General features: G+C 66.5%; 25 protein-coding genes and 1 pseudogene. 17 read left to right on the forward strand and 9 right to left on the reverse strand.

What is annotated here, in order from left to right; genetic code table 11:
• From IEX24_RS04225 to IEX24_RS04260, 8 genes are all read left to right on the forward strand, one after another.
• Nucleotides 1-1,025: DUF222 domain-containing protein (locus IEX24_RS04225; protein WP_188674371.1), on the forward strand; the 1,025-nt coding region annotated here is incomplete at its 5' end.
• Nucleotides 1,026-1,190: 165 nt separating this feature from the next.
• Nucleotides 1,191-1,691, forward strand: a complete 501-nt coding sequence (locus tag IEX24_RS04230; protein WP_188674373.1) for an META domain-containing protein — start codon at nt 1,191-1,193, stop codon at nt 1,689-1,691.
• A 142-nt stretch (nt 1,692-1,833) separates the two neighbouring features.
• Nucleotides 1,834-2,310: a hypothetical protein gene (locus tag IEX24_RS04235; RefSeq protein WP_188674378.1), complete on the forward strand. Its 477-nt coding sequence runs from the start codon at nt 1,834-1,836 to the stop codon at nt 2,308-2,310.
• A 149-nt stretch (nt 2,311-2,459) separates the two neighbouring features.
• Nucleotides 2,460-3,161, forward strand: a complete 702-nt coding sequence (locus tag IEX24_RS04240; protein WP_188674381.1) for a Pr6Pr family membrane protein — start codon at nt 2,460-2,462, stop codon at nt 3,159-3,161.
• Nucleotides 3,162-3,227: 66 nt separating this feature from the next.
• On the forward strand, nt 3,228-3,746 hold the full coding sequence (locus tag IEX24_RS04245) for a hypothetical protein (RefSeq protein WP_188674384.1): 519 nt from the start codon (nt 3,228-3,230) through the stop codon (nt 3,744-3,746).
• A 65-nt stretch (nt 3,747-3,811) separates the two neighbouring features.
• Nucleotides 3,812-5,296: a sensor histidine kinase gene (locus IEX24_RS04250; protein ID WP_188674387.1), complete on the forward strand. Its 1,485-nt coding sequence runs from the start codon at nt 3,812-3,814 to the stop codon at nt 5,294-5,296.
• Entirely contained in the window at nt 5,293-6,021 is a 729-nt protein-coding gene (locus tag IEX24_RS04255; RefSeq protein ID WP_188674390.1) for a response regulator transcription factor, read from the forward strand. The genes IEX24_RS04250 and IEX24_RS04255 overlap by 4 nt, the downstream gene beginning before the upstream one ends.
• A gap of 36 nt (nt 6,022-6,057) precedes the next feature.
• Nucleotides 6,058-6,498 (forward strand): MarR family winged helix-turn-helix transcriptional regulator, encoded by a 441-nt coding sequence (locus IEX24_RS04260; RefSeq protein WP_188674392.1) that lies wholly within the window; start codon nt 6,058-6,060, stop codon nt 6,496-6,498.
• Between the two features lie 71 nt (nt 6,499-6,569).
• Here the strand turns inward: IEX24_RS04260 and IEX24_RS04265 are convergent, their stop codons facing one another.
• From IEX24_RS04265 to IEX24_RS04280, 4 genes are all read right to left on the reverse strand, one after another.
• Nucleotides 6,570-7,370, reverse strand: coding sequence for an SOS response-associated peptidase (locus IEX24_RS04265; RefSeq protein WP_188674395.1), 801 nt, complete (start codon nt 7,368-7,370; stop codon nt 6,570-6,572).
• 63 nt (nt 7,371-7,433) lie between these two features.
• Complete coding sequence (locus tag IEX24_RS04270) at nt 7,434-8,696, reverse strand: glycoside hydrolase family 3 N-terminal domain-containing protein (RefSeq protein WP_229715090.1); 1,263 nt, start codon at nt 8,694-8,696, stop codon at nt 7,434-7,436.
• Nucleotides 8,693-9,250 carry a gamma carbonic anhydrase family protein gene (locus IEX24_RS04275; RefSeq protein ID WP_188674398.1) on the reverse strand — a complete coding sequence of 186 codons (558 nt, stop codon included), beginning with the start codon at nt 9,248-9,250 and terminating at the stop codon, nt 8,693-8,695. The genes IEX24_RS04270 and IEX24_RS04275 overlap by 4 nt, the downstream gene beginning before the upstream one ends.
• Nucleotides 9,247-10,419, reverse strand: a complete 1,173-nt coding sequence (locus IEX24_RS04280; RefSeq protein WP_188674401.1) for an acyl-CoA dehydrogenase family protein — start codon at nt 10,417-10,419, stop codon at nt 9,247-9,249. The genes IEX24_RS04275 and IEX24_RS04280 overlap by 4 nt, the downstream gene beginning before the upstream one ends.
• Before the next feature lie 58 nt (nt 10,420-10,477).
• On the opposite strand from IEX24_RS04280, the gene IEX24_RS04285 reads away from it, so the two are divergent.
• Entirely contained in the window at nt 10,478-12,280 is a 1,803-nt protein-coding gene (locus IEX24_RS04285; protein WP_188674404.1) for a glycoside hydrolase family 15 protein, read from the forward strand.
• 13 nt (nt 12,281-12,293) lie between these two features.
• Nucleotides 12,294-12,965 (forward strand): annotated as a pseudogene (locus tag IEX24_RS19985) (DUF72 domain-containing protein); the annotation flags it as partial.
• Nucleotides 12,966-13,192: 227 nt separating this feature from the next.
• Here IEX24_RS19985 and IEX24_RS04295 read toward each other — a convergent pair.
• From IEX24_RS04295 to IEX24_RS04305, 3 genes are read right to left on the reverse strand one after another with little or no spacing between them, the layout of a single operon-like run.
• Nucleotides 13,193-15,607, reverse strand: a complete 2,415-nt coding sequence (locus IEX24_RS04295) for a transglutaminase TgpA family protein (RefSeq protein WP_188674406.1) — start codon at nt 15,605-15,607, stop codon at nt 13,193-13,195.
• Nucleotides 15,604-17,046 carry a DUF58 domain-containing protein gene (locus IEX24_RS04300; protein ID WP_188674409.1) on the reverse strand — a complete coding sequence of 481 codons (1,443 nt, stop codon included), beginning with the start codon at nt 17,044-17,046 and terminating at the stop codon, nt 15,604-15,606. The genes IEX24_RS04295 and IEX24_RS04300 overlap by 4 nt, the downstream gene beginning before the upstream one ends.
• Before the next feature lies 1 nt (nt 17,047).
• Nucleotides 17,048-18,112 (reverse strand): AAA family ATPase, encoded by a 1,065-nt coding sequence (locus IEX24_RS04305; protein ID WP_188674412.1) that lies wholly within the window; start codon nt 18,110-18,112, stop codon nt 17,048-17,050.
• Between the two features lie 189 nt (nt 18,113-18,301).
• Between IEX24_RS04305 and IEX24_RS04310 the strand changes: the two genes are divergently transcribed.
• Together IEX24_RS04310 and IEX24_RS04315 are read left to right on the forward strand one after the other, a co-directional pair.
• Complete coding sequence (locus IEX24_RS04310; protein ID WP_188674415.1) at nt 18,302-18,640, forward strand: DUF7882 family protein; 339 nt, start codon at nt 18,302-18,304, stop codon at nt 18,638-18,640.
• Between the two features lie 9 nt (nt 18,641-18,649).
• Complete coding sequence (locus IEX24_RS04315; protein WP_188674418.1) at nt 18,650-19,630, forward strand: bacteriorhodopsin; 981 nt, start codon at nt 18,650-18,652, stop codon at nt 19,628-19,630.
• 9 nt (nt 19,631-19,639) lie between these two features.
• Here the strand turns inward: IEX24_RS04315 and IEX24_RS04320 are convergent, their stop codons facing one another.
• Both IEX24_RS04320 and IEX24_RS04325 read right to left on the reverse strand, forming a co-directional pair.
• Nucleotides 19,640-20,020, reverse strand: coding sequence for a DUF202 domain-containing protein (locus IEX24_RS04320; protein WP_188674421.1), 381 nt, complete (start codon nt 20,018-20,020; stop codon nt 19,640-19,642).
• Between the two features lie 11 nt (nt 20,021-20,031).
• Entirely contained in the window at nt 20,032-20,415 is a 384-nt protein-coding gene (locus IEX24_RS04325; protein WP_188674423.1) for a YidH family protein, read from the reverse strand.
• A 94-nt stretch (nt 20,416-20,509) separates the two neighbouring features.
• Between IEX24_RS04325 and IEX24_RS04330 the strand changes: the two genes are divergently transcribed.
• The 5 genes from IEX24_RS04330 (at nt 20,510) to IEX24_RS04350 (ending at nt 25,165) form a co-directional block, all read left to right on the forward strand.
• Nucleotides 20,510-21,595, forward strand: a complete 1,086-nt coding sequence (locus IEX24_RS04330; RefSeq protein ID WP_188674426.1) for an MTAP family purine nucleoside phosphorylase — start codon at nt 20,510-20,512, stop codon at nt 21,593-21,595.
• A complete protein-coding gene (locus IEX24_RS04335; RefSeq protein WP_188674429.1) occupies nt 21,592-22,743 on the forward strand; it encodes an NAD-dependent epimerase/dehydratase family protein in 1,152 nt (383 codons plus the stop codon). The genes IEX24_RS04330 and IEX24_RS04335 overlap by 4 nt, the downstream gene beginning before the upstream one ends.
• A complete protein-coding gene (locus IEX24_RS04340; RefSeq protein ID WP_268236225.1) occupies nt 22,740-23,651 on the forward strand; it encodes a glycosyltransferase family 2 protein in 912 nt (303 codons plus the stop codon). The genes IEX24_RS04335 and IEX24_RS04340 overlap by 4 nt, the downstream gene beginning before the upstream one ends.
• A gap of 132 nt (nt 23,652-23,783) precedes the next feature.
• Complete coding sequence (locus tag IEX24_RS04345) at nt 23,784-24,509, forward strand: TIGR04282 family arsenosugar biosynthesis glycosyltransferase (RefSeq protein WP_188674432.1); 726 nt, start codon at nt 23,784-23,786, stop codon at nt 24,507-24,509.
• The gene (locus IEX24_RS04350) at nt 24,506-25,165 is read left to right on the forward strand and encodes a class I SAM-dependent methyltransferase (protein ID WP_188674435.1); all 660 of its coding nucleotides are present in this window, start codon (nt 24,506-24,508) and stop codon (nt 25,163-25,165) included. Before IEX24_RS04345 ends, IEX24_RS04350 begins: the two co-directional genes overlap by 4 nt.
• Nucleotides 25,166-25,222: the final 57 nt, after the last annotated feature.

Below are 25,222 nucleotides of genomic sequence, written 5' to 3' on the forward strand. Positions count from 1 at the left end.
AGCAGCGCAGCCTCCGGTTCATCACCCTGCCGTCGGGGATGGTGAAAATGATCGGCCTGCTGCCACCCGAAGACGCCGCATCCTGGCTCGCGATCGACGCCGCCACCCAAAGCCCCCGGGTGCGGCCATCGTTCCGTGCTGATCCGGCCGATACGGATCCTGACGGTGGAACTACTGCGACCCGGCGAAGCGGCGGTGACACGGGCTCTGCGAGGGCCACTGTCGCCGCTGATACTGCGGCCGGCAACGATCACGGCGACGACGATGAGGCCGGCGAGCCGCCGATCGACCCTGTGTTCGAGGATCCGCGTACTCGGGATCAGAAATGTTTAGACGTTTTCACTGATGTGATCCGGAGGGGTGCGACGTTGCCTGAGGTGCCCCGTATCAACGGTGCCGCCGCAGTCGTTTCGGTGCATGCTGATCTTGATGACATTGTTGCCGGCCGCGGGGTGGGCTGGGTACCCGGCATCACCGAACCGTTACCCGCGTCGAGTGTGCAGCAGCTGCTCTGCCACGCCGACACAACCACCACGGTGTTCGGTGAGGGCGGCCACGTGCTCTGCCAAGGCAAGAAGCAACGCCTGTTCACGACCCGGCAGATTCAGGCCATGGCGGCCCGTGACGGCGGATGCGTCTGGCCACGCTGCGACCGGCCCCCGTCCTGGTGCGAAAGTCACCACACAACCCCCTGGACCTCGCAAGGCTACCTCCCAGGCCGTACCGATGTGGACCTCGGCGTGCTCCTGTGCCATTTTCACCATTCCGTCGTACACAAAACGGGGTGGACGTTGATCATGATCAGCGGCGCACCACACTTCATCCCACCCGACAGCCTCGACTGGACACAAACCCCGAGACCCGCAACCCAGCAACGCACCCGCACACGACTGAAACCATTGAAACTCGGCGACCTCCCCAAACGAACAGAACCCTGGCACCGCACACCAAGCCCCGAGGGCTACGCCGCGAGCAACATCGCCGCTCGCACCCGCGCGGCCAACCCCGGCCGCGATACGCCATGACCCGCACGAGCACAGAACTCTGCCTACAGCCGGGTGGCACAAGCAGCGGCACAGTCAGCACGCCCACAGCGAGTGTGGAGGCGATAGCGTTTGACTGGAGTCGAAGCCCGCGGCGCAGTGCACAGAACCCGTCTATGTTCGCGCCGAGAATTCGAAAGACCGCCCATGTCAATGTTCTGGCACCGAACAGGCCAAACGCCCGCATCCGCGAAAGTGCTCGTCTCGGCGAGCGCGCTGTCTGCAGCAACGCTGACGCTGACGCTGACGCTGACGCTGACGCTTGCGCTGACCGGGTGCAGCTCGGCGAGCCAGTCGCCGCTCATCGGCGCGACCTTCACGTCTGTGAGCGGTCACGACGACACTGGAGACCTGGCATGGCTCGGCACCGAGCCGTTGTACGTGAGCTTTACGAATCAGAACAATCAGGCGACCATCGGCGTCAAGACGCCGTGCAATACCCTCACGGCGCCCGTTCAGATCAACAGCACCCTGCTCACCATCGACGCGCGGCAGATGACTGCGACCCAGATGGGATGCTCGTCACCCGAAAGCGAGTACGAGGCGTGGACGACCGCGTTCCTCGAAACACCGTTGACTTACAAGCTCAATGGGCGAGAGTTGACGCTCTCGAACCCCACCGACGAAGTGATTCTGCACGAAAACTGAATGCCGAGCATCCGTCGCCCCCTGTAGGGAATCGACGACGGCTTTTCGTTGTTGTGTGTAGCAAGGGTACAAGTGAACGCAGATCTGCCTGCGAGCAGGGCCCTGCACAGCAACAGCTACGCACAACAGCAAGGAGACGCAGTTGAGCAAGATTTATGTAGAGATAGAGAACGAATACGGCGAACTGGCACGATACAAGCACCACTCCAACGGGCGTGGGTTCATTTCGGCTACGTCGGTAGTGCATCCGACCGCGTTCGTCGAGGCATCGGCTTACGTCGAGCCTGAAGCACAGCTCGGCCAGGGCGCCTGGGTGGGCGCGGGCAGCTGGATCGACCGAGGCGCGGTCGTGGGGGCCGGCGTTTTCATCGGCGCGAACGTGCACGTGGGGCAAGAGGCACGCATCGGTCGTGGCGCCAAAATCGGAAGCCACACGCGAATCGGTGACCGCGCAGTGATCACCGACGGGATGCACGTGGCACACGACACGACCATCGCCGACGGTGAGCTGGTGACCCGAAGCGCCGAGCGCGCCACCGAACGAGCGAATGAGCGCGCCACCGAACGAGCGAACGAGCGCCTGAGCGGGAACGACGGCGGATTCGCCAAGGCGGCGTAGCCCCAACGCGGCGCAACTGGCCGGAGTGGCGCGGCCCCCGCAAGGCGGCATAGACCGCCGAGGCGGCGAAGCCCTCAACGCGGCGTAGCCCCGCCCTTGCTGCCGCGAGCCTCCCTCACCGGCCTCGCGGCAGCCCTAGGCTGACCCTCATGCGGCTCCTCTTCGTCATTCTGCGAATCGTGATGGCCTTCGCCATAGCAATCGCCATCGTGGCGCAACTCGCCCACTCGGTCAGCTTTCTGCAAGGCACTTCAGGCTTTGACCAGGCCTTCTTCGTGACGAACTTCTTCAGCTTCTTCACCGTCGACTCGAACGCGGCGAGCGTGGTCGTGCTGCTAGCAGGGGCTGCGCTGGGCATCTGGCGAACCGGCAACACAAACGCAGCCACAGCCACAGCCACAGACCCTCTGCTTTACACCACGGTTCGCGCGGCGGTCGTGACCTATATGGTCACGACCGGCATCGTCTACAACCTGCTCCTTCGCCCCCTTTCGCTGCCGCAGGGGCAGACGCTCGAGTGGTCGAACGAAATTCTGCACGTGGTCGCACCGCTCTACCTGCTTCTCGACTGGCTGTTCGCTCCCGGCCGCGCCCGGCTGAACTACCGGCGGCTCTGGGCGATTGTCTCGTTTCCCATCGTGTGGGTGATTTACACACTGATTCGCGGGCCGCTGGCCATCGATGCATCAACCGGTAAGCCGTGGTACCCGTACCCGTTCTTGAACCCGGCCGCCTCGGCTAACGGGTACGTTTCTGTCTCGTTCTACGTCGTGCTGATTGCGCTGGTGATCAGCGCGCTCGGCGTGGGCGTGATCTGGGTGTCGCGCCGCGCGGCTCGAATCTCCACCTGAACCTCCACCCGAACATCCACCCACCGGCGGTGTTGCCGAATGGATGCTCAGACGAGCATTTAAGGCATGAACACACAACTTCTTGTCAACGCCGCTCTCATCGTCGTAGCCGTGGGGTGGATGGGTTTGCGCCAACTGAACTGGCGGCCGGTCGAGCTCGCACGCATGTGGCGCTCGCCTCTCATTCTCGGCGCCATCGGTTTGGTCACCCTCGTGAACTCGTCGAACCTGTCGCACATCACCACCTTCGATGTGGGCGTGCTGGTTTTCGAGATCATCATTTCGCTCGCTGTCGGGTCGGCGCTGGGCGTGATGGCGAAGTTTCGGCCGATCACCGCACAAGGCAGGGCCGAGGCGCACGACGACGGTGGTGCGACCCTCGAGAGCCGCACCGGCTGGTGGGGTTTCGCGCTCTGGGTGGCTTTCATCGTTCTGCGCATCGGAATCGATGTGGGTGCGGGAGCAATGGGCTCTCAGATCGCCTCATCGACGGCCATGATTCTGATTCTGCTCGCCGCCAACCGCGTCGCCCGCTCGGCCGTCTTCGCCGCACGCATCGGCCGTCTGACATCTGTCGGTGTCTGAGCCCCGACACTCTCCTCGCGCGAGACGCCCGTCAACAGGCGACACAATAGAGACACAATAGAACAGTGAACCCACAACCCCGCACCGGATGGTTGAGCGTCGCGCTCAACCTCTTCGGCGTGATTGTTGTGACCTGGGCACTGATCGGCAACTTCTCAGGCGTGCTCGCGACGGGTATGTTCGTGGTGTGCGGCGTGGGCCTGGTCGCCTGGTTGTTCGCCATCGTGATTTCGGTGCTGACCGGGTCGGTGCTGACCGGGTCGGTGCTGACCGGGTCGGTGCTGACCGGGTCGGTGCTGACCGGGTCGGTGCTGAACAGCACAAGCACAAGCACGAGCACGAGCTTGAGCACGAGCTCGACCGCGACCGCTTCGCCCGGAGTCGCTGCCGACCGAGCCCTTTTCGTGGCCTTCATTGTGATGGCCGTTTGCGGCGCCATCGCCGCGCCGCCCACGCTCGGCCTTTTCGTCGCCCTTGTTGTGGCTGCGGTCATCCGCTCTGTCGCTAACACCAGCTGGCCGCTGTGGTTTGGAATGGCGATTGTCTTGGGGTCGATGGGTATCGTCGCGCTGGTGGCGCTCACCGAGCATCCGTCGCCCCAGGCTGTGGGCTCGTTGTCACCGCTCGGCCTGCTCGCCATCGAAGGCGGCATCGCCGTTTCGGCTCTCGGCGGCCTCAGCCGGCGGCAGTACCGCATCGCAGAGGCGCAGGCGAACGCACTGCGCGAAGAGCGTCTCGACGCGCGAGAGAAACAATCCGCGCTCGCCACGCTTTCTGAACGGCAGGCAATGGCGCGCGAAATTCACGATGTGCTCGCTCACAGCCTCGGCGGACTTGTCATTCAGCTCGATGCCGTCGACGCGTTGCTGGAGTCGGGCGACGTCGGTGCAGCAGAGACCCGCGTTCGAGATGCACGCCAGCTCGCCGCATCGGGGCTCGCCGAGGCGCGCCGGGCAGTGGATGCACTGCGCGAGCCCGACGCAACAGCTCTCATTCGTGCCTCAGACCTCACCGCAGCCCTCGGTGAACTGGTCGAAGCGAACCGAGCGCTCGGCGGCCACGTGGAGTACCGTGACAGCCTGCCGCCAGAGCTGCCGGTGTCGGGCGAGGCCGCGCTGGCTCTGCGGCGAGCGTTACAAGAGGCGCTCACCAATGCGCGCAAGCACGCCGCCGGGCAGCCCGTCGAGGTGGTGGTGGAGGCGGTGGTGGTGGTGGAGGCGGTGGTGGTGGAGGCGGCGGTAACGGAGGATGCTACTGCGGCGGCAGCGAACCCGGCAACCTCGCTGGTGCGCATCCGCGTGAGCAACCCGCTCGGGCACGCGCACGATGCGCTCGGCGCCTCGGGCTACCGGCACGGCCTCAACGGCATGGCTGAGCGGTTCGATCGGCTGCCCGGCGGCGAGGTCTCGGCGGGCGTCGTCGGCGGCAGCTTCGTTGTGGATGCCAGTGTTGGCAGCGCCAGGGTTCGCAGCGCCAGGGTTCGCAGCGCCAGTGATCGCAGCGCCAGAGTCGCCGACGCCAGTGTGGCCGGGGAGGCTGACGACGCATGACCGCTCCCCCAGACTCCGGTGCACGCGTGATTCGCGTGCTCGTGGCCGATGATCAAGCCATTGTTCGCGACGGGCTGGTCACCGTGCTTTCGCTGCTGCCCGACGTCGAGGTGGTCGGCGAGGCCGCGAACGGCGCAGAGGCGGTGCGCCTCGCGGCCGAGACCGCTCCCGATGTCGTGCTGATGGATCTGCGGATGCCCGTGCTCGACGGCACCGCCGCCACAGCCCAGATACTGCAGACCCACCCCGGCACTGCGGTTCTCATTCTCACCACATTCGCCGACGACGCCTCGATTTCGGGTGCACTTCGGGTGGCCGCGCGGGGTTACCTGACGAAAGACGCCTCTCGCGGTGAAGTCGCGGCGGCGATTCGATCGGTGGCAAGCGGGCAGACCACCCTTGCGCCCGAGGTGGCCGCGCGGCTGATCAGGCGCTTCACCGATGGGAACGGCGCAGAAGCGGAGATGGGCTCCTCCGCCACGACGGGCTCCTCTGCCAAGACAGGCTCCTCCGGCAAGACGGGCCACGCACCCCTCCGCTTTCCGCAGCTCACCCACCGCGAAGCGGAGGTGCTCGACCTGATGGCTGAGGGGCTCAATAACGCCGAAATCGCGTCTCGACTCTTCGTGAGCGTGCCCACGGTCAAGACGCACATCAATTCGCTTTTCGCCAAACTGCAGGTGCGCGATCGATCGCAGGCCATTGCGCTAGCACTGGGGTCGTAACAGCTTCGACGCCGAACGGCAGTGTATGGTCGAAAAATGCCTGAGTCTGAGCTGAATCGCGACGAAGTAGCCGAGCGTTTGACCTTGGTGATCAGTCGGCTGAGCCGGCGTATTCGCCCCGTCGGCGACGAGCTAAGCCACGGATTGCTTTCAGCATTGTCGAGCGTCAAGAACGCGGGCCCTATGCGGCCGAGCGATCTGGCACGGCTCGAGCATGTCGCGGCCCCGACGATGACCCGCATTGTCGCCGATCTCGAGAACCGCGGCCTCATCGAGCGCGCAGCCGACCCGGTCGACGGGCGCTCCTTTCTGCTTCGGGTCACCGACCGCGGCCTCAACGCGGTAGCGGATGCCCGATCGTCACGTATGGCGCGGGTGCTGGCCATGCTCGCTGAGCAGTCCGACGCCGACCTCTCGCTCATCGCCGCCGCCTTGCCTGCTCTCGAAGAGGTCGCGGTCAGCCCGATCAGCGCCTGAGCAGGCTGCGCTGCCTGCTCTGCCCACTGCTACCGCGCGGCCGGCCGCGCCCTGCGCCGCGTTGCGCTGCGTCAGCCTGCCAGCTCGACCGGCTCGATGAGCCCCGGGTCGTCGGGGTTCAGCGTGCGCGAGTTGTTGACGGTGCGAGCTACCGGGTAGGTCGTGATCGACCGAGCGACAGCGAGCGAACTGCGGTCGAGCGCCGCCAGAACGGGCTCGGGGTTGCCGATCTTGGTGGGGTCGAGCCAGGGCGTCCAGAGATCGGGGGTGAGAAACACGGGCATCCGTTCGTGTATCTCGCCCGACGCATCGGCCGCCTCACGCGTCACGATGGTGAAGGTGACCCGCCACTGACCGGCTTCGTCTTTGCGAACGCTGTAGAGGCCTGCCGCGGCCAGCAGATCGATGTCGGCGTGAATGAAGTACGGCTGCTTTCCGTCAGCCTGCTGCTGCCATTCGTAATACCCGTTCATCGGAACGATGCACCGATGCGACGCGAACGCGCTGCGAAACATGCCGTTCGTGGCCACGGTTTCGAGCCGCGCATTGATGGGCGCCGGGCCCTTCGGTTTGGCCCAGGCCGGCTTCAGGCCCCACTGGGCGAGTTCGACCTCACGTAGCGCAGAGCCGTCATTGGCGCCGTCAGCAGCGCTACCATCAGAGCCGTCAGCCGCGCTGCCATCCGCGCTACCACCAGCGCTGTCAGCAGACTCTTCCCGCTCGCTCGGCGCGGGCCGCTGCCGGATGATCGGGGCTTCGTCGGTGGGCGCGACGCTGTAGCTCGGCCGCCACTCCTGCGGGTCACCGCCCCGCGCGATGAACTCCAGAATGAGGTCATCGGTTTCTTTGTTCATGGCGAATCTGCCGCACATGATGCGCCCCTCCTCTGTGATGCCGGAGCCCGCAACCGAGCCGACCCCTTCTGCCTTCTGAGCCTACGGGTGGCTGCGCTCCCACGCAGCCCGCTGCAACGTGAGAATGCGAACCACCGACTCGTCGATCTGTTCTTCGGCGATCTGACCCGACTGCACGGCCGCGGCGACGGAGGCGACGATGGGCGCCAGGTCGATGGTTCCGTCGTAGAGCAGTAGGTCGTTGCCGGCTGCGATGGCTTTCACCGCGTTCGTCGCCCTGTCGGCGTACTCGGGCACGCCTGACGCCTCGAGCATGAGCATGTCGTCGGTCACGGCCACGCCGGTGAAGCCGAGCTGGCCGCGCAGCATCTCGTGCCAGCGCACCGAAAGAGAAGCCGGCACCGAATCGACGCTCGAATACACGAGGTGACCGAACATCACCAGTTCTGCGCCAGCGCCGATGCCGGCCGCGAACGACGGGGCGTCTCGAGCCTGCCAGTCGCTCTCAGAAACGTCGACGGTCGGGATGCTCGAATGCGAGTCGCTCTCGGTCTCGCCGTGACCCGGAAAATGCTTCAGCGTGCTGAACACTACCCCGTTTTCGGCGGCGACCGACGCGGCGACCCGATCACTCGAAGCCTGAGGATCGGTGCCCAGCACCCGATCGTAGATGAACGATGCCGGGTCTGCGGTGACATCGGCAACCGTTCCGAAGTTGACCGAAACTCCCGCTTGTTTCAGAAGCGCAGCGCGCTGGGTGAAGGCGTCGGTGGTTGCCTGCACGGGCATCGAACGAAGCCGATCGGCGCCGGGAAGGGTGTCTTCGTTCAGCCGGGCAACGTCTCCGCCCTCTTCGTCGATGGAGATCAGCGGTGAGAGCCCAGCGCTCAGACCAATGCCCGACATCGTCGCGCCGACAGTCGGCGCCGGCCCGGCCACGTTGTCGCCCAGGAGAATGAAGCCTCCCGGTTGGTTCGCGGTGAGATAGGCCTGCATGGAGGCCGGATCGGTTCCGCCGACGTGCACCATGAACATGGTCGCGATCTTGTCAGCGAGGCTCATCGAACGCATGCGCGTTGTGGCATATGTTCGGTCGAGCTCGGCGGAGGTGGGCAGGTAGCGGGTGGGGTACGGCGTGGGGGCGGCAGTGGAGTCGAGATCGGGCGCAGCGATGTCTGGCGCGAGGCCGGTGGGCGCCGGAGATGATGACGACGGTGACAGCGACGACGCGTTCGCAGACCCTGCCGAGCCCGCACCGCCCGACGAAGCTGCGCAGCCGGTGAGTGCGGTGAGGGTCACCCCCACGATGAGGGCGGTCAGAGCGCGAGCGCGACGCACGGTCATCCGGTCGCGCCTGCGCCAGCCTCAGCGCCCGCGCCAGCCTCGACGCCGACCGCCCGGTGCCTGGCCGACAGCGCCACGTAGCTGGTCGCGTTGCGCCGCACACCGGCGCGCTCGTCTTCGGTGAGCTCGCGCCGAACTTTGCCGGGAACACCCGCCACCAGCGAACCGGCCGGAATCACGGTGCCCTCGAGAATGAGCGCTCCGGCCGCGACGAGGCACTCTTCGCCCACGACCGCGCCGTTCAGCACGGTGGCATTCATGCCGATGAGAGTGTTGTCGCCAATGGTGCAGCCGTGAATCACCGCCCCGTGGCCCACGCTGACGCCCGCCCCGATGGTGGCCGGAAAGTCGGGGTCGCCGTGCACCACCACGTTGTCTTGCAGGTTGCTGCCGGCGCCGAGCGAGATGCTCACCGAGTCGGCGCGAACGACAGCGCCGTAGAAGACGCTCGAGTTCGCGGCGAGCGTCACTCGACCGATGAGGGTCGCAGTGGGGGCGACCCAGGCGGCCGGGTCGACCTCGGGGGTGTAGCCGTCGATGGTGATGATGCTCATGAAACAGGCCCTAACCATGCGTTGGCGACGGTGGAGTGCGCTGACTCGCCGTCGGAGGGGTGAAAAAGCCCCGCGATCACGTCGCGGTAGAGCCGGCCGAGTTCGCTCGACGACGAAAGCGCCGAGCCGCCCGAGACACGCAGCGCCTGGTCGACCACGAACCGGGCGTTTTCGGTGGCGCGCACCTTGAGGCCGACCAGCCGCGGAAACCACTGCGCTCCGTGGTTCGCGAGGGCGTCGACATCTCGGGCCAGCTCGAAGAGCTGCGGAGAGATTCCGTCTTGGGCGATGGCGGCCTCGGCGACTTTCCAGCGAATGTCGGGGTCGTCGGAGTACGGCCGCCCGTCGTTTTTCATGGAGGTGCGGCGCTTCGCGGCATCCACTGCCAACTCGAGAGCACGCTCGCCGATACCGGTGTAGACCGCGGCGAGCAGCACCTCGAAGTTCGCGAAGATGCCGAAGATCAGCGGGTCGCCGCTCGGGCCGGCCGGCAGCTTACGAAAAACCCGGTCGGCGGGCACTTCGGCACCGTCGAGCACGGTGGTCGAGCTCTGCGTTGCTCGCATGCCGAGGGTGTTCCAGTCGTCGAGAATCTCGTAGCCGGGGGTGTCTCGGGCGATGAAGCCGTGCACGAGCAGGGGGGCTTCGGGGCTGGAGTCGTCGAGACCGAAGATGCCCAAGCGCGTCCACGCGGGTGAGAGCGAGGTGAAGATCTTGCGGCCGAAATAGCGGTAGGCGCCGTTCGGCTGCGGCTCGGCGCGGGTGCGTGAACCGAACAGCACGAGGTCGTTGCCGGCCTCGCTGTTGCCGAAGGCGAAAACCTCGCCCTCGGCGGCTTCACGCAGCACGAAGAGCAGCGAGTCGTCGCCTCGGTCGAGCAGCGTCTTCGCCACACCCGTCCAGACGAGATGCATGTTGATGGCGAGAGCGGTGGCGGGCGCCGCGGTTGCCAGGCGAACCTGCTCGCGGGTAACACGTTCGAGGCCGAAACCGAGGCCGCCGAGTTCGGTCGGCGTGAACATCCGCAGGTAGCCTGCGTCTTTCAGCTCGGCGAGGTCGTCGAAGAAGAAGCTGTTGCTAGCGTCGTAGCCGGCGGCGCGCGAACGGATGCGCTGTAGCAGTTCATCGCTGACAATGCTCGTGCTGGAGAAGTTCGGGTCAAAACTCACCCGTCAAGCCTATGCGCTCTGACACGGCGAACGCAGAGTGTGCGTGCAAGATGTACCTATGGCACTCCCTATCGAAGACTATGCACTCATCAGCGATTGCCACACGGCAGCATTGGTTGGGCGTGATGGAAGCATCGACTGGTTGTGCCTGCCGCGCTACGACTCCCCCTCGACCTTCGGCGCGCTGCTCGGCGATGAGAAGCACGGGCGGTGGCTGATCGCTCCGGCCGACCCGAAGGCGCACTCGCGCCGGGAGTACATCGGCAACACGTTCATTCTCGTCACGGTCTGGACGACCGAGACCGGCGTGGTGGAGGTCACTGACTTCATGCCGCACGGCGACCGCCGCGCCGACCTGGTGCGCCGAGTGCGCGGCGTCTCAGGAAGCGTCGACATGACCGTCGATCTGCGCATCAGATTCGCTTATGCCACCGCGATTCCGTGGGTGCGCCAGATGAAGGAAGGCGAGGGCGACGACGCCCGGGTGTCGCTGCTCGCCGTGGCCGGGCCCGATGCGCTCGTGTTTCGCGGAGCCGAGCTCACACCGAAGGGGCACTCGCACAGGCGCGACTTCACCGTAACCGAGGGTGAGATCGTCGACACGGTGATGACCTGGTACCCCTCGCACAGGCCGATGCCGGTGGTCGCCGACGTCGACCACGTGCTGGCCGACACCAACGAGTGGTGGGAGAACTGGGGTTCGAACAGCACTCACGACGGGCCGTACACGTCGGCGGTCATCCGGTCGCTGCTCGTGTTGCGCGCGCTGACGCATGAAGACACCGGCGGTATCGTCGCCGCTGCGACCACGTCACTGCCCGAGTCGTTCGGCGGTCAGCGCAACTGGGACTACCGCTATGTCTGGCTGCGTGACGCCTCGCTCACGCTTTCTGTGCTGCTCGACCACGGGTTCAAGGCCGAGGCTCAGGCGTGGCGAGCGTGGCTGCTGCGGGCTATCGCTGGTGACCCCAACGATGTGCAGATCATGTACGGCCTCGAGGGCGAACGCTACTTGCCTGAGCGCGAGATCGGCAGCCTGCCGGGCTACCAGGGCGCTTCGCCTGTTCGTGTCGGCAACGGCGCGGTCAGTCAATACCAGGCCGATGTCATCGGTGAAGTAATGGTGGGCCTGCACAAGGCACGCGTTCACGGCGTGGGGCAGAGCCTCGACGCCTGGGCGCTGCAGCGCGCGCTGCTGACGTTCACCGAGCAGAACCTGAACCGCAAAGACTCCGGCATCTGGGAGATTCGCGGTGACGACCAGTTCTTCACGCACTCCCGCGCCATGATCTGGGCCGCTCTCGACCGTGGCGTGAAGTCTGTCGAAGACTACGGGCTGCGGGGCCCGGTGGGCACTTGGCGAACGCTTCGCGACCAGGTGTGTGCCGAGATCGACGAGCACGGCTTCAACAAGAAGCTGAACTCCTACACCCAGGTCTTCGACGGTGAGGCGGTGGATGCTTCACTGCTGCAGCTCGCACAAGTGGGCTTCTGCGCTTACGACGACCCGCGCATGCTCGGCACTGTTGCGGCGCTCGAGGCGAACCTCATGCGCGACGGACTGCTGATGCGCTACCGCACCGAAACGGGGGTCGACGGGTTGCCTGCGGGCGAGCATCCGTTCTTGGCCTGCTCGTTCTGGCTGGTGGAGCAGTACGCGAATACGGGCCGCCTCGAAGACGCCACAAAGCTGATGGAGCGGCTGCTGGCACTGCGCAACGACGTGGGGCTGCTCTCAGAAGAGTACGACGTCACCGGCAAGCGGCAGGCGGGTAACACCCCGCAGGCGCTGTCGCATCTGGCGCTGGTGCGGGCGGCTGACGCGCTGACGCGGCCGGTCGGGGCTCGCGCGAGCTCGTGAGCAGGGCAGTCGCGTGAGCAGGGCGTTCGTCGGCATCTCGGGCTGGCGCTACCCGCCGTGGCGCTCGACGTTCTACCCGAAGGGGCTCACCCAGGCGCACGAGCTCGCGTATGCCGCCGAACGGCTCGACTCCATCGAGATCAACGGCACGTTCTACTCGCTGCAGCGCCCGTCGAGCTTTCTGCGCTGGAAGAGCGAGACGCCGCCCGATTTCGTGTTCTCGGTGAAGGGCGGGCGTTTCATCACGCACATGCTGAAGCTGCAGAACGCGCACCAGGCGCTGGCCAACTTCTTCGCCTCGGGGGTGCTCGCCCTCGGCGAGAAACTCGGCCCGGTGCTCTGGCAGTTGCCCGAGCGGGTCACGTTCGACGCCAAAGTACTCGAGCAGTTCTGCGCCCAGCTGCCGAAGAACACGACCGAGGCTCTGGCGCTCGGCAGTGACAAAGACGAGCGAATGGATGACCGGTTCTTTCTCGAGCGAGGCCCCGAGCATCCACTGCGTCACGCGCTCGAGATTCGCCACAACAGTTTTGACGACCCCGAGTGCTTTCGCATTCTGGCGGCGCACGGCATCGCGCTGGTGATTGCCGATACTGCCTCGCGCTGGCCGATGCTGCGGCAGATAACGACGGCCGACTTCGTGTACGTGCGGCTGCACGGCGCCGACGAGCTCTACGTGAGCGGCTACACCGATGAGGCGCTCGACAGGTGGGCGGCCGAGGTTCAGGGGTGGGTGAGCGGCGAGGGCAGCCCGATGGCGCGCCGCGCGACGTGTACGTGTACTTCGACAACGACACGAAGGTGCGGTCGCCGTTCGACGCGATGGGGCTGCGGCAGCGGCTGGCAGCGCAGCAGCGCTAACCCGAGATCAGCCCCGGATCAGCCCCGAGATCAGCGCAGGATCACCCCCGCTCAGAACGCGCGCAGTCTCGCCCAGAGCGACAGCGGCAAGAGCAGCGCGCGGCGATCGTCGGCAGCGCTCGCCTGGGCGCTGATGGCTGCGATGACAGCCCGCACGTCTGCCACCAGCTCAGCCCGTTGCTCGGGCGAAGCCTCGGCGCTGCCCGGGCGAGCGAACTGCTCCTTCTCCGCGGCGGCAAGCAGGGCTGCTACCGGTTCGGGCGGCATTCGGTAGATGTGGCCGATTCGTTCGGCGAAGGCGCGGGCTGTTTCGCCCTCGGTGACATCGAACCGGTAGTCGCTGGCCGTGTCAGCTATCTCTGCCCAGCCGAGAGTCGCGGGCTGCGCACCACGCAACATCTGGTGCAGGCGTCTGCGTCGCCGAACCCGCCGCCAGATCGCAGGAGTCGCTGCGACGGCCCCCGCGAGCAGCACGACGACCAGCGCGATGAGCCAGGCGCGCACTTGTGCCGCGGCCTGCACTTGCGGGTCGGCCGCGGCGGTGATGCTCGGGTCGGTCTCGGCCTTAGCCTTCGGAGCCGTAGGCGCCGCCGTGCTGCCGGCCGAGTCACGCACCGGGGCCGCCGCAGAAACAGCCGCGTAGTTCGACAGCGAATACGCCGGCGGCACCAAACCAAGGCCGGGAGTGGGTTCGAATGAGAGCCAGCCCACCCCGGCGAACCACAGCTCGGGCCACGCGTGCAACTGATCGCTGTACACGTCGTATGTCGTCGTACCATCGCTCTGCGTCGACGTCGATGGCCCCGGGTGATAGCCGATGGCGATGCGCGAGGGAATGCCGAGTGTGCGCGCCATCACGGCCATCGCCGAGGCGAAATGTATGCAGTATCCGCTCTTGGCCGACAAGAACGTGGCCACCGCGGCGAAGTTGCCGCCGTCGTAGTGCCCCTCGACCGGTGCGGTCACCGAGTACTGAAAGGCGCCCGACGTGAAGTACTTCTGCAGGGCCACCGCCTTGTCGTAGTTCGAGCTCGCCGCCTCGGTGACGCTTCGAGCGGTGTTGCGGATGAACGGCGAAATGTCGCCCGGCAACGTAACGTAATTCGCCAGTTCTGCCGGTACCGCCGTGCTGGCCGATTCGAGCTGAGCTGCGGTGGGCTGCACGTCGAGGCTGGTCGCCTGATAGTTCTGGCCGTCTGAATTGGTGTCGAGGCTGGTGACCGTGAGGCTGCCCGGGGTGAGCGTCCAGTCACCACTGAGACCGTTCACGTCAGTGACGGGGTACGGCACCGGCAGCCAATCACTGCGCAGGCCGCTGATCTGAAACGATGTGGTGACGGGGGTCGTGGTGACGTCGCTGGCGAGACCATCGGGAGCATCCACCCCCGAATTCAGCGGATGCGCCGTGTCGGTCGATTCGGGCTGCCATGGCCCATCGGTGAAGTCAGAGAGGTCGACGAGCTTCAAGTAGAGCCCCGCGCTCGACGTGGTGGTGTAGGTGAGTGAGAGAACCGGGTTCGACCGGCGCAGGTCGAGGCTCAGCTGAATCGTGGGGTCGACGCCGCTGGAATACACCGACGGCAACTGAGCCGCGACCGGAACGTGAAACGACTCCGGCGTCAGCCCCGGCGTGATGACCGGCAAAACGATGGCCAGCAGAATGGCGACGACCCCAGAGACGACCGCGCGAAAGCCATTGCGGCCGGGGCGTACGGCTGAGCGGATGCTCGTCGGCTCGGGCACTCGCGCGCCGATTGCGAATCGGGCCGCCAACCACAGCAGCACCAGGTACAGCGCGCAGAGCGCGGCGAACAACACGCTGTCGAAGGGCTGCTGATGAATCGTGTACGGAACGGCGAGAATCGCCAGCGGCACGAGACCGGCCAGGGCGGGCATCCGCACAGCGAAGATGAGCGCGTCTGCCAGCAACGCCAGCAACCCGAACGAGAGCCCGAGCAACGCGACGATGGAGACCACGGGGTCAGCAGGAATGCTCTGCACGGCGATGGATGCGCCCGCGTCTGCCAAGCCGCCTCGAATAGTGCGCAGCGTGTCGAAGCTCGGCAGAAACCCGAACAGCGCATCGTTCGGGGCGAACATCAGGGTGATGGTGACGACCCACGCGGCGAACGCGGCAAGCGAGGGCACGATGCCGGGAACCGGAAGCAAACGAAAGAGTGCGGCGACCGCGAGCACCACGGCCACGACAAAGGCCGTGCTGTACCACCAGTCGTTGCCCGAGAGCAGAGACCCGAGGCCGCCGAGCGGCAGTACGAGCAGCAGAAAGACGAGCGGGGCCAGGGCGGCTTCGCGCGTGCGGTTGCCTTGGTCGCCGGGCCGCCGGCGGGTTCTTCGCGCCGACCGCGGGCCGGAGCTTCGCGCCGAGGAGCCGACCGACGAGCCTCCTGCCGACGAGCCTCCTGCCGACCCGGCGGCCGGTCGCTCAGCGAACCTCGTCGAACTCACAGCACGAGCCGTTCGCCGTCGACACTGCCCCAGACGGCAGAGGGAGCGTCTGCCGATGTGACGAACTGCGCGGCCCAGCCGCCCGCTTCGAGCTCATCGCGAACCTCGAGCGCCCAGTCTGGCGCCTGCGTCGAGGCGGTCGCATCCATCACGATCACGGCGACGGCCGAGGAGGCGAACCGCGCAGACCCGGCGAGCGAGTGCGCCGAGGCCGGCGAAAGTCGGCCCACCACCGCGAACATCGGCGGCAGGTCGCCTGCGCTACTCTCGCTGTGGTTGAGGGTGGGGCGAAAATCGACGTTGTACGCCTCGATGAGCCGCGATTTCGACGCGTGCAAAAGCAACCCTTCGTCGCCGTTATTGGGCTCGAAGCGGGCACCGTCAGAGGTGGTGCGACCGGCCGAAGCGCCGTGCGTATCGGTGCCGAGAGCGTCAGCCGAGTCGACGACCCGAACGTGAAAGCCCTCGCCCAGAAGGTGCAGGCCGATCGACGCCGCCATCGACACCGCCCACTCGAACTCCGGCGAGAACGGCGCAGCATCGGTGTGAACAGAATCGGTGTGAACAGAATCGGTATGCCCAGCATCTGTATGCACAGCATCGCTGCGCGCTCGGTGGCTTCTGAGTTCTCGGTGGCTCTTGAGTTCTCGGTAGCTGCTCAGCGCAGAATCGAGCACCACAACCGCGTGCTGGTCGTTCTGCTGGTCGTCTTGCCGCACCATGAGTTCACCGAACCGGGCGGTGGCCGACCAATTCACGCGCCGCATCGAGTCGCCGGTCTGATATTTGCGCGAAATGACATCGTGCTCGCCGCCACCGCCGAGCTGACGTGACTGTTGCGCAGAACCAGAGCCTGAGGCGAGCCGAAGCGCGCCGTGCGGCAGCGCGACCGTCGACGGGGTGACCACGAGCACGTCGGTGCCACCCACCCGTTTGCGCCCCACCGCCATGCCGAACGGGTCGGTGATGAGCACGGTGAACGGGCCGACCGGATGCTCGCCCCGATGACTCGCGGCCAGCTCGTAGCTCAGCACTACCGGCACAGGAGCTTCGGTGGCCGACGACCGGAAGGGGCGAATCCGCTCGAACAGCGCCGGCGGAGCGGCCTGGAGCGGAACAGCGACTCCATCGACCCACATGCCGGCCGGCCCTGACAACGAGCCCCAATTGCGAACGATCACCCGAACCGTGACCTCGGTGCCGGCGGCAGCGAGTTCGGGCGAGAACCGGCGTTCCACGGTGAACGGCAGCGAATAGAGCAATACACCGAGCGCCCCGAGAACCGGCAGAGCGACGACGAAGAGCGCGACGAAGGCGAATTCGCGGTGCTGTGAAACGTTCATCAGTACGAACAGCGCTACGCCGACGCACACGAACGCCCAGCCTCGGGTCGTCAGACGCGGCAGTCGGGCGCCTGCCTTCGCCAGCACAGCGCGCACGTCACACCTTCCGCGCCGCCACAAGCGGAACCGGTGTGCTCGCCACAATGCGACGAAGCACCTCGTCGACGGCGCGATAGCTGCTCGAGCCGCCCGCGCCCGCGCCTCCGGCGCCTCCTGCACTGCCGGCGCCGCCGGTACGATTGTCGGCCAGCGATCGTCGCGTCAGCAGAACCCGATGAGCCAGCACGGGAATCACCAGCGCGTCGATGTCGTCGGGCAGCACGAAGTCACGCCCGTCGAGTGCCGCAGTGACCTTCGCCGCGCGAACGAGATGCAGGGTGGCCCGCGGGCTCACGCCGAGCCTGATGTCGGGGTCTTTACGTGTAGCCTGCGCCAGGTTCACCGCATACTGCTCGACCGCGGGCGAGACGAACACCTGCCGCGCTGTCTCGATCATGCGCATCAGCTGTTCACGACTGACCACCGCTTCGAGTTGGTCGAGGGGGCTCTGCACCTCACGGTTGTGCAGCATCGCAAGCTCGGCACGGGCATCCGGGTAGCCCATCGACACCCGCACCATGAAGCGGTCGCGCTGCGCTTCAGGCAGGGCGTAGGTGCCCTCCATCTCGATGGGGTTCTGGGTGGCGACCACGCTGAACGGCGCGTCGAGAAAGTAGGTCTGCCCGTCGATGGAGACCTGACGCTCTTCCATGCACTCCAGCAGAGCCGACTGGGTTTTGGGCGAGGCCCTGTTGATCTCGTCGGCGATGACGATGTTCGCGAACACCGCGCCGGGCTTGAACTCGAATTCGCGGTCGTGCTGGTTGTAGATGGAGACGCCGGTCACGTCTGAGGGCAACAGGTCGGGCGTGAACTGAATGCGGCTGACCGTGCAGCCGACCGAGCGCGCGAGCGCCTTCGCGAGCGTGGTCTTGCCGACGCCGGGAACGTCTTCGACGAGCAGATGCCCCTCGGCCAGCAGCACGACGAGAGAAAGGGCGGCGATTTCAGGCTTGCCGTTGATGACCCGAGAGAGGTTGTCGAGAATCGCAGACGAGAGCCGGCCGAATTCGTCGAAGCCGTCAGACACGCTCGCGTTGCCCGGTTGTGCCACGTTGGTCATGTCGCTCCACTTTCGATGTGTGCGCACGATTGTATGCCCGAAGCCTCAACATCTGGGGCACAAAGATTATCGACGGCGTACGCTGGGCGCAAGTCCCCCTGCCACCAGCCAGAACCGATTGGATGCCCGCGTATTTTTGATTCTATGAACACTGCAGAGCGAGCCGCGCGCGCCGGGATGCTCACCTAGATGGGCCTTTTGTTATACGGCAGCCCCAGCATCGAGATCAGTTTCGACGACCGGGCCCTTCAGCACTTGCAAATCGTCATCACCGCGAAACTGCGCAGACGCGAGAGTTTCGTGTTCTCGTGGAACGACTCGGCCGACATCGGCAGCGGCCGCAGTTCGATCTGGCTCGACCCGAGCAGCACGCTGTATTACCGCTACTACGGCAGCCGCGTGCCCGCCATCAATCGCGAGTGGGTCGACATTCTGATGGAATCGGCGAACAGCGGCAGCGGATTGTTCTTCTTACCGGAGCCGGGCACGGCCGGGCAACAGCCCTCGAACTCGCGACCGAGAATCTAGGAGACTGCCGTGGCACCCTGGCAAGAAACGCTCACGCCCGCTGAGTACCAACTCGTCTTCTACTTTCTCACCGTGGCCGCGCTCGCTCTGTTCGCGGGTTTCATTCGCAGCGTCTTCACCCAGACCGAGGTCGGCTCGCGGTTTCGGCCGGCCGTGATAGCGCGACTCTCGATCACGGCGGTCGCCAGTCTGACCTATCTCCTGCTGATCGTGACGTTCGCGTCGGCATACACCAAGACGGCAAGCGGTTACCAGCCCGGCGACGGGGCCGAATCGCTGTGGTCGCTGCGCTACATGGAGTGGTCGGTCAGCGTTCCACTGCTGACCTTCGAGCTGCTCGCGGTGTGCACCCTGGTGGGCGTCGGTGTTCGGCGCACTCAGTTTCTGGCCGGATCAAGCGCCTTCGCCATGATCTTCGCCGGGTTTCTCGGGGGCGTCGTCATCGATGGCGGAACCAACCGCACCGCCCTGATCGTGTGCGGCCTGATCAGTTGCGTGTTCTGGGTGCTGACGAACATCGTTCTCATTCGTGCGGTTCGGCGGTCGCTGCCCGGCGTCACGCCGCTCGCCGCACTGCTGATGCGAAATGCGACCATTCTGCTGCTCTCGGGCTGGGTGGTGTACCCGCTCGTCTTCGCCATTCAGATCTGGGGTTCGGGCGCGGCCTGGGCGACCACCATGCAGATCGCCCTGTGTTCGGCAGATGTGATCGTCAAACTCGGTTTCGGCACGCTCATTCAGCGCGTCGCGAAGCTTCGCACGGCAGAAGATGTGCGCGCCGGTGACGATGTGCACGCCGAATCCATTTGGATCTCGTCGGTCAAACAGTCCGACGCCGGCCGGCCCCTCGAGGTTCACCTGGCCGAGGGCGCTCAGGTGCATCCGCGTCACGCCAGACCACCGATGAGTGCGGCAGTGCCCGCTGCGGCACCGCTCGAGGCCGACGACGGCGACGAGACAGACGACGAGTCGGGCGTGCCTCAGCTGTAGTGCTGAAGCTCAGCGGCCGGTGAGCGCCGAAGCGCAGACGAATGCCGCGGCGACTCCCCCGACGATCAGGGCGAACACCGACAGGGCGATGAGCAGCCCCCCGCCCGAGGTGAGTCTGGCGCCTGCAGGATGCCCGGCGGTAGCGACGAGCGACCGATGAGCAACGCGGTAACGGCGGTCGGCTCGCGCCATGAAGAACGCCGCCGCCGCGAGCCCGAGCAGGCCGAGAACGTAGGCGGTCAGCCCGAAGACCGGGCTCAGAATTCGGGCACCGGCCAGCGAGCCCAGTGCTAGTGAGAGGCCTGTTCGGCGCCAGGCCAACGCGGTGCGTTCGGCCTGCAGCCCGCGGTCGAAGGGAGCGTCAGAGAGCGAGCGTGCCGCTTTCGACATGGCGGTGCGCTCTAGTTTCCGCTGGCGAACAGCAGCCCGAGCACCACGAACAGCCCGGCGAAGATGACGGCGAGCCCCAGAGGCCCCGCGAGAACGGGGGTGGGCAGAGGCTGATTCTGACGCAATGCCTTCTCAGTGCGCATCCACCCGAACCAGGCCTGAAGTGGCGAGAGAATGCCGGCGACGATGAGCACGAGGGACGCGATCAGGCGAAAATCGGGGTTCAGCGGCAGCCCGAACGCCTCGAGTGCAACACCGGCGGCGATGAGGGCGAGGGCGGTGCGAATCCAGGCGAGAAAGGTGCGCTCGTTGGCGAGCGAGAACCGCGGGTCGGGCTCATCGCCCACGCCGAACACCTTGCGCGGAAAGCGCCGCGGCGCCCCGTTCTCTACCATGCCGTTACCACGCCATCACCATGCTTCTACCATGACTTCACTCGACCATTCTGGCGGGTAGGTGCGGCCGTTGGCGACTGTTAGCGTGGGGGCTATGTCTGAAGCGCCGTCTGATTCGCCGTCTGATTCGCCGTCTGATTCGCCGTCTGATTCGCCTGAGCGCGAACCGACTGTGGCGACCGCGGCAACCGCGTCGATCGCTGTCATCGGGGGCTCTGGGCTGTATTCGCTGTTCAGCGAGGCACAGCAGCTGAGCATCCCGACGCCCTACGGGCCCACCTCGAGCCCCATTACGGTGGGGCAGCTCGGGGGCCGCACCGTCGCTTTTCTCACCCGCCACGGGGCCGACCATTCGGTCGCGCCGCACCTCATCAACTACCGAGCGAACATCTGGGCGCTGAAGTCGCTCGGGGTGAGCGCCATCATCTCGTCGGCCGCCGTGGGCGGAGTCAGCCCCGACTACCCGCCGGGCACACTGGTGCTGACTGACCAGTTCATCGACCGCACCTGGGGGCGTGCCGACACGTTCTTCGACGGCCAGAGTGCTGCTGGTACTGCCGGTGCTGCTGGTGCTGCTGGTGCTGCTGGTGAAGTCGGCGAGAGCACTTCTGCAGGCGTGCAGCACCTGGCTGCCGCCGACCCCTTCTGCCCCGAGCTTCTCGGCGTCGCGCGCCAGGCTCTCACCGATGCCGGCGAGACATTCGCGCCGTCAGGCACGGTCGTGGTGATTCAGGGCCCCCGATTCTCTACCCGAGCCGAGTCGCACTGGTATCGGGCGGGCGGCGCGCACACGGTGAACATGACTCTGGTGCCCGAGGTCACGCTGGCGGCCGAGCTGGGAATCGGTACGGTAAACCTCTCGTTCGTGACCGATGCCGATGCCGGGCTGAGCCCCGAGCCCGGCGAGGTGGCGGCCGGCGCCGATGCGGGCGAGGTGGATGCCGGCACCGTGGATGCGGGCACCGTGGATGCCGGCGAGGCCGTTTCGGCCGAGCTCGTCTTCCGGCGACTGGCCGAGGCGCAGCCGCGCATCATCGCGGCGATCGAAGCGATCGTGCGCGCCATTCCCCAGAGCTACCAGCCCCGCGAACTGATTCCCGCGGCAGCAGTGAGCGCAGTGCTCGGCCAGGCAGTGCTTGACCAAGCCGTGCTCGGCCAAGCGCCGATCGGAAACCGGTGACCGCCGACCGCGGGCTGCTGCTCGTCACCGGCGGCGCCGGATTCATCGGTAGCGCCATCGTGGCCGAAGCCCTCGAGGCCGGCTGGCGGGTGCGCGTTCTCGATTCGCTGCGGCCCGACGTGCACGCGGTCCCCCCCGCGACCACACCCCTGGGCGGCAGCGCAGATTCTCGTGTCAGTGATGACCCTCGCGTCGACTTTCGGCACGCCGACGTCAGAGATGCTACGGCGGTGGCGGATGCTCTGCAGGGCGTCACCGTTGTGAGCCACCAGGCGGCGAAGGTCGGCCTCGGCGTCGACTTCTTCGACGCACCCGACTACGTTTCGACCAACGAGCTGGGCACGGCGATTCTGCTGGCCGAGATGACCCGGGCGAACGTGAAGCGATTGGTGCTTGCTTCGTCGATGGTGGTTTACGGCGAGGGAAAGTACCGCCGGGCATCCGGAGCAGCCACCAGACCAGCACCGCGACGCGTCGCCGACCTCGAGGCCGGGCAGTTCGAACCGGTCGACCCGCAGACCGGGGCAGAGCTCGAGCCCGATTTCATCGTCGAAGACGATCCGGTCGACCCGCGAAATGTGTATGCGTCGAGCAAACTCAGCCAGGAGTACCTTGCCGCCTCGTGGGCTCGCTCGACCGGCGGGCGGGTCGTCGCGTTGCGGTATCACAACGTGTACGGGCCCGGAATGCCGCAGAACACGCCCTACGCGGGAGTCGCATCTCTGTTTCGTTCGGCGCTCGAACGCGGCGAGGCTCCCCGGGTGTTCGAAGACGGGCAGCAGCGGCGCGACTTCGTGCACGTTCGCGATGTGGCGAGCGCGAACCTGGCGGCAATCGACTTCACCGGCGCGGCTGGGGCTGAGCGTGAGGCTAACACTGAGCGTGAGGCTGAGCGGCCGCCGTTTCGCGCTTTCAACGTCGGCAGCGGCGTGGTGCACAGCATCGGTGATCTCGCCACCGCGCTCAGCCGCTTTTCGAACGGACCCGCACCGGTCATCACCGGCGAGTTTCGGCTCGGCGACGTTCGGCACATCACCGCGTCGTCAGAGCGATTGCAGAGCGAACTCGGCTGGCACCCCGCCGTTTCGTTCGACGAGGGTGTGCGCGAGTTCGCAACTGCACCGCTGCGTGCGGCTGTGACACCGTGAGCGGATCTGGGGGTGACCCCGCCGTCGAGCCTGGCGGCGAGCCACTGCTCGACGGCTCGCCAGTAGTCGACGGCGAGCCACTCGTCGACGGCGCGCCAGTAGTCGACGGCGAGCCACTCGTTGATGGAGCGCCCCTCGTCGACGTCGTCTTCCCCTGCCTCAACGAGGCTGCCGCCCTGCCGTGGGTGCTCGGCCGGCTCCCGGCCGGCTACCGCGGCATTGTGGTCGACAACGGATCGACCGACGACTCTGCCGCCGTCGCCCGAGCGCACGGCGCGATCGTCGTGACCGAACCGCACCGCGGGTTCGGGTCTGCCGCGCACGCCGGGCTGCTGGCGGCCACCGCGCCCATCGTCGCCTTCTGCGATGCCGATGCCTCGATGGATCCGGCAGAACTGCCGCGGCTGGTCGCGCTGCTCGGCCGCACCGCTGTCACTGCTCAGACGCCCGCCGCATCCGACGCTCAGACGCCCAGCGCTCAGAACCCCAGCGCTCAGACTCCCACCACCCAGACCCCTGCCACCCAGACCGCCACCACACCCGCCGACCTTGTGCTCGGCCGCCGCCGCCCCACCACGCGCGGCTCGTGGCCGCTGCACGCGCGCCTTGCGAACCGAGCCCTGAGCCAGCTGATCAGGCTGCGCGCGCACATCGACTTGCACGATCTCGGTCCGATGCGAGCCGGTCGCCGTGAGCAGCTCGTGAGTCTCGGCATCGAAGACCGGCGAAGCGGGTATCCGCTCGAGATGGTGTTACGGGCATCCGCTGCAGGCTGGCGCATCGTCGAGGTCGACACCGCCTATTCGCCGCGCGTCGGCCGCTCGAAGGTCACCGGAACGCTGCGCGGAACCATCGTGGCCATCGGCGACATGTCGAAACTGCTCGCCGCGGTCAAACGCGAGGGCTGAGGCCGAAGCGCCCCGCCGAGCAATCGATTCCTGTGCGTTCGCTCAGCGAACCATCCATGGGCGCCTCTGCTCCGAACTATAGCTCGAGGGGTGCACGCAGGTGCTCCTGTTCTCGCTATCAGGAGGCACAGCATGCTTACCGTCGTCGTCATCGCCAAAGAGTGCGTACCCGGTCGGGTCAAAACCCGGCTCACCCCTGCACTCTCAGCGCAGCAGGCCGCCGCTGTGGCGTTCGCGAGCCTCAGTGACACACTCGACGCCGTGCTGAGTCTGCCGACCGACCGCCGCATTCTCGCGTTCGATGGCAACCCCGACAACGCCCCTGCGGCCGCAGCCGACTTCGAGATCGTTCAGCAGACCTGCGGCGGCCTCGACACGCGTCTGGCCGCCATCTTCGACCAAGCGACCGGCCCCACCCTTCTGGTGGGAATGGATACGCCCCAGCTGACCGCCGCCGACCTGCGGGCGGCCGTCGACGGGCTCACCGCATCAGATTCGAGCGCCACCCCGGCAGCCTGGCTCGGTTTCGCCAATGACGGCGGTTTCTGGGCACTCGGCATGACCCACCCCGACGGTGATCACATTCGCGGCGTCGCCATGTCGCAAGACGACACTGGTCGCGAGCAGCTCAATCGCCTCCTCTCGGCCGGACTTGAGGTGTCGCTGCTGCCCGAGCTGACCGACGTCGACACCTTCGCTGATGCGGTCGAGGTCGCCCGCCTCGCGCCAGACTCACGTTTCGCCGCAGCGTTCGGCGCCGCCGTGTCCAACGGCTCCAACGGCTCCAGCGACTCCAACCGCTCCACCAGCTCCACCGGCACCATCGGCGCAGCAACTAGCGCGAAGGCCCGCGCATGACGCCCACCTTCGGTGCCGGCGGCGGCGAACCGTACGCCCGCGCCCTGCAGAACGACGGCCTGTTGCTGCTCGTTCCCGATGACGGCGGCAGCACCGACTCCCTCATCATGGATGTCAGCCGCTGGAGTGCCACCGCCGACGCCACCGACATGAGCCTCATCGAAGAGGGCTCCGGCCCCTTGCTCGACATCGGTTGCGGCCCCGGCCGAATGGTCGCGGCAGCGCTGACGGCCGGCTACTCGGCCCTCGGCGTCGACGTTTCGCAGGCCGCCGTCGATCTGGCTCGGCGTTCGGGCATCCCAGCACTGCGCGCCTCGGTGTTCGACCCTCTGCCACGCGAAGGCGAGTGGATGACCGTGCTGCTCGTCGACGGAAACATCGGCATCGGCGGCGACCCGACCGCCCTGCTCGAGCGGTGCGCCGAACTGCTCTCGCCTCACGGCAGCGCGCTCATCGAACTGCAGAACGACCCCGCCGCCGACCGGTCGTACGGCTGCACCATTGTGGGCGACGAAGGCTACGTCAGCGATTCGTTTCCGTGGAGCGAGATCGGCAGCGACGCTCTCGCGCGTCGAGCAACCGGCACTGCCCTGGTCATGACCGAGAGCTGGTGTCGTGACGGCCGCAGCTTCGCCCGGCTCGTGAAGCGCGGCTAGCCCGACCGCCTCAGCGCGGCGCCAGCACATCCAAAAACTGGGCATTGTCAAGGAATT

Origin of the sequence: Subtercola lobariae (assembly GCF_014640255.1) — a bacterium.
Lineage (GTDB): Bacteria > Actinomycetota > Actinomycetes > Actinomycetales > Microbacteriaceae > Subtercola > Subtercola lobariae.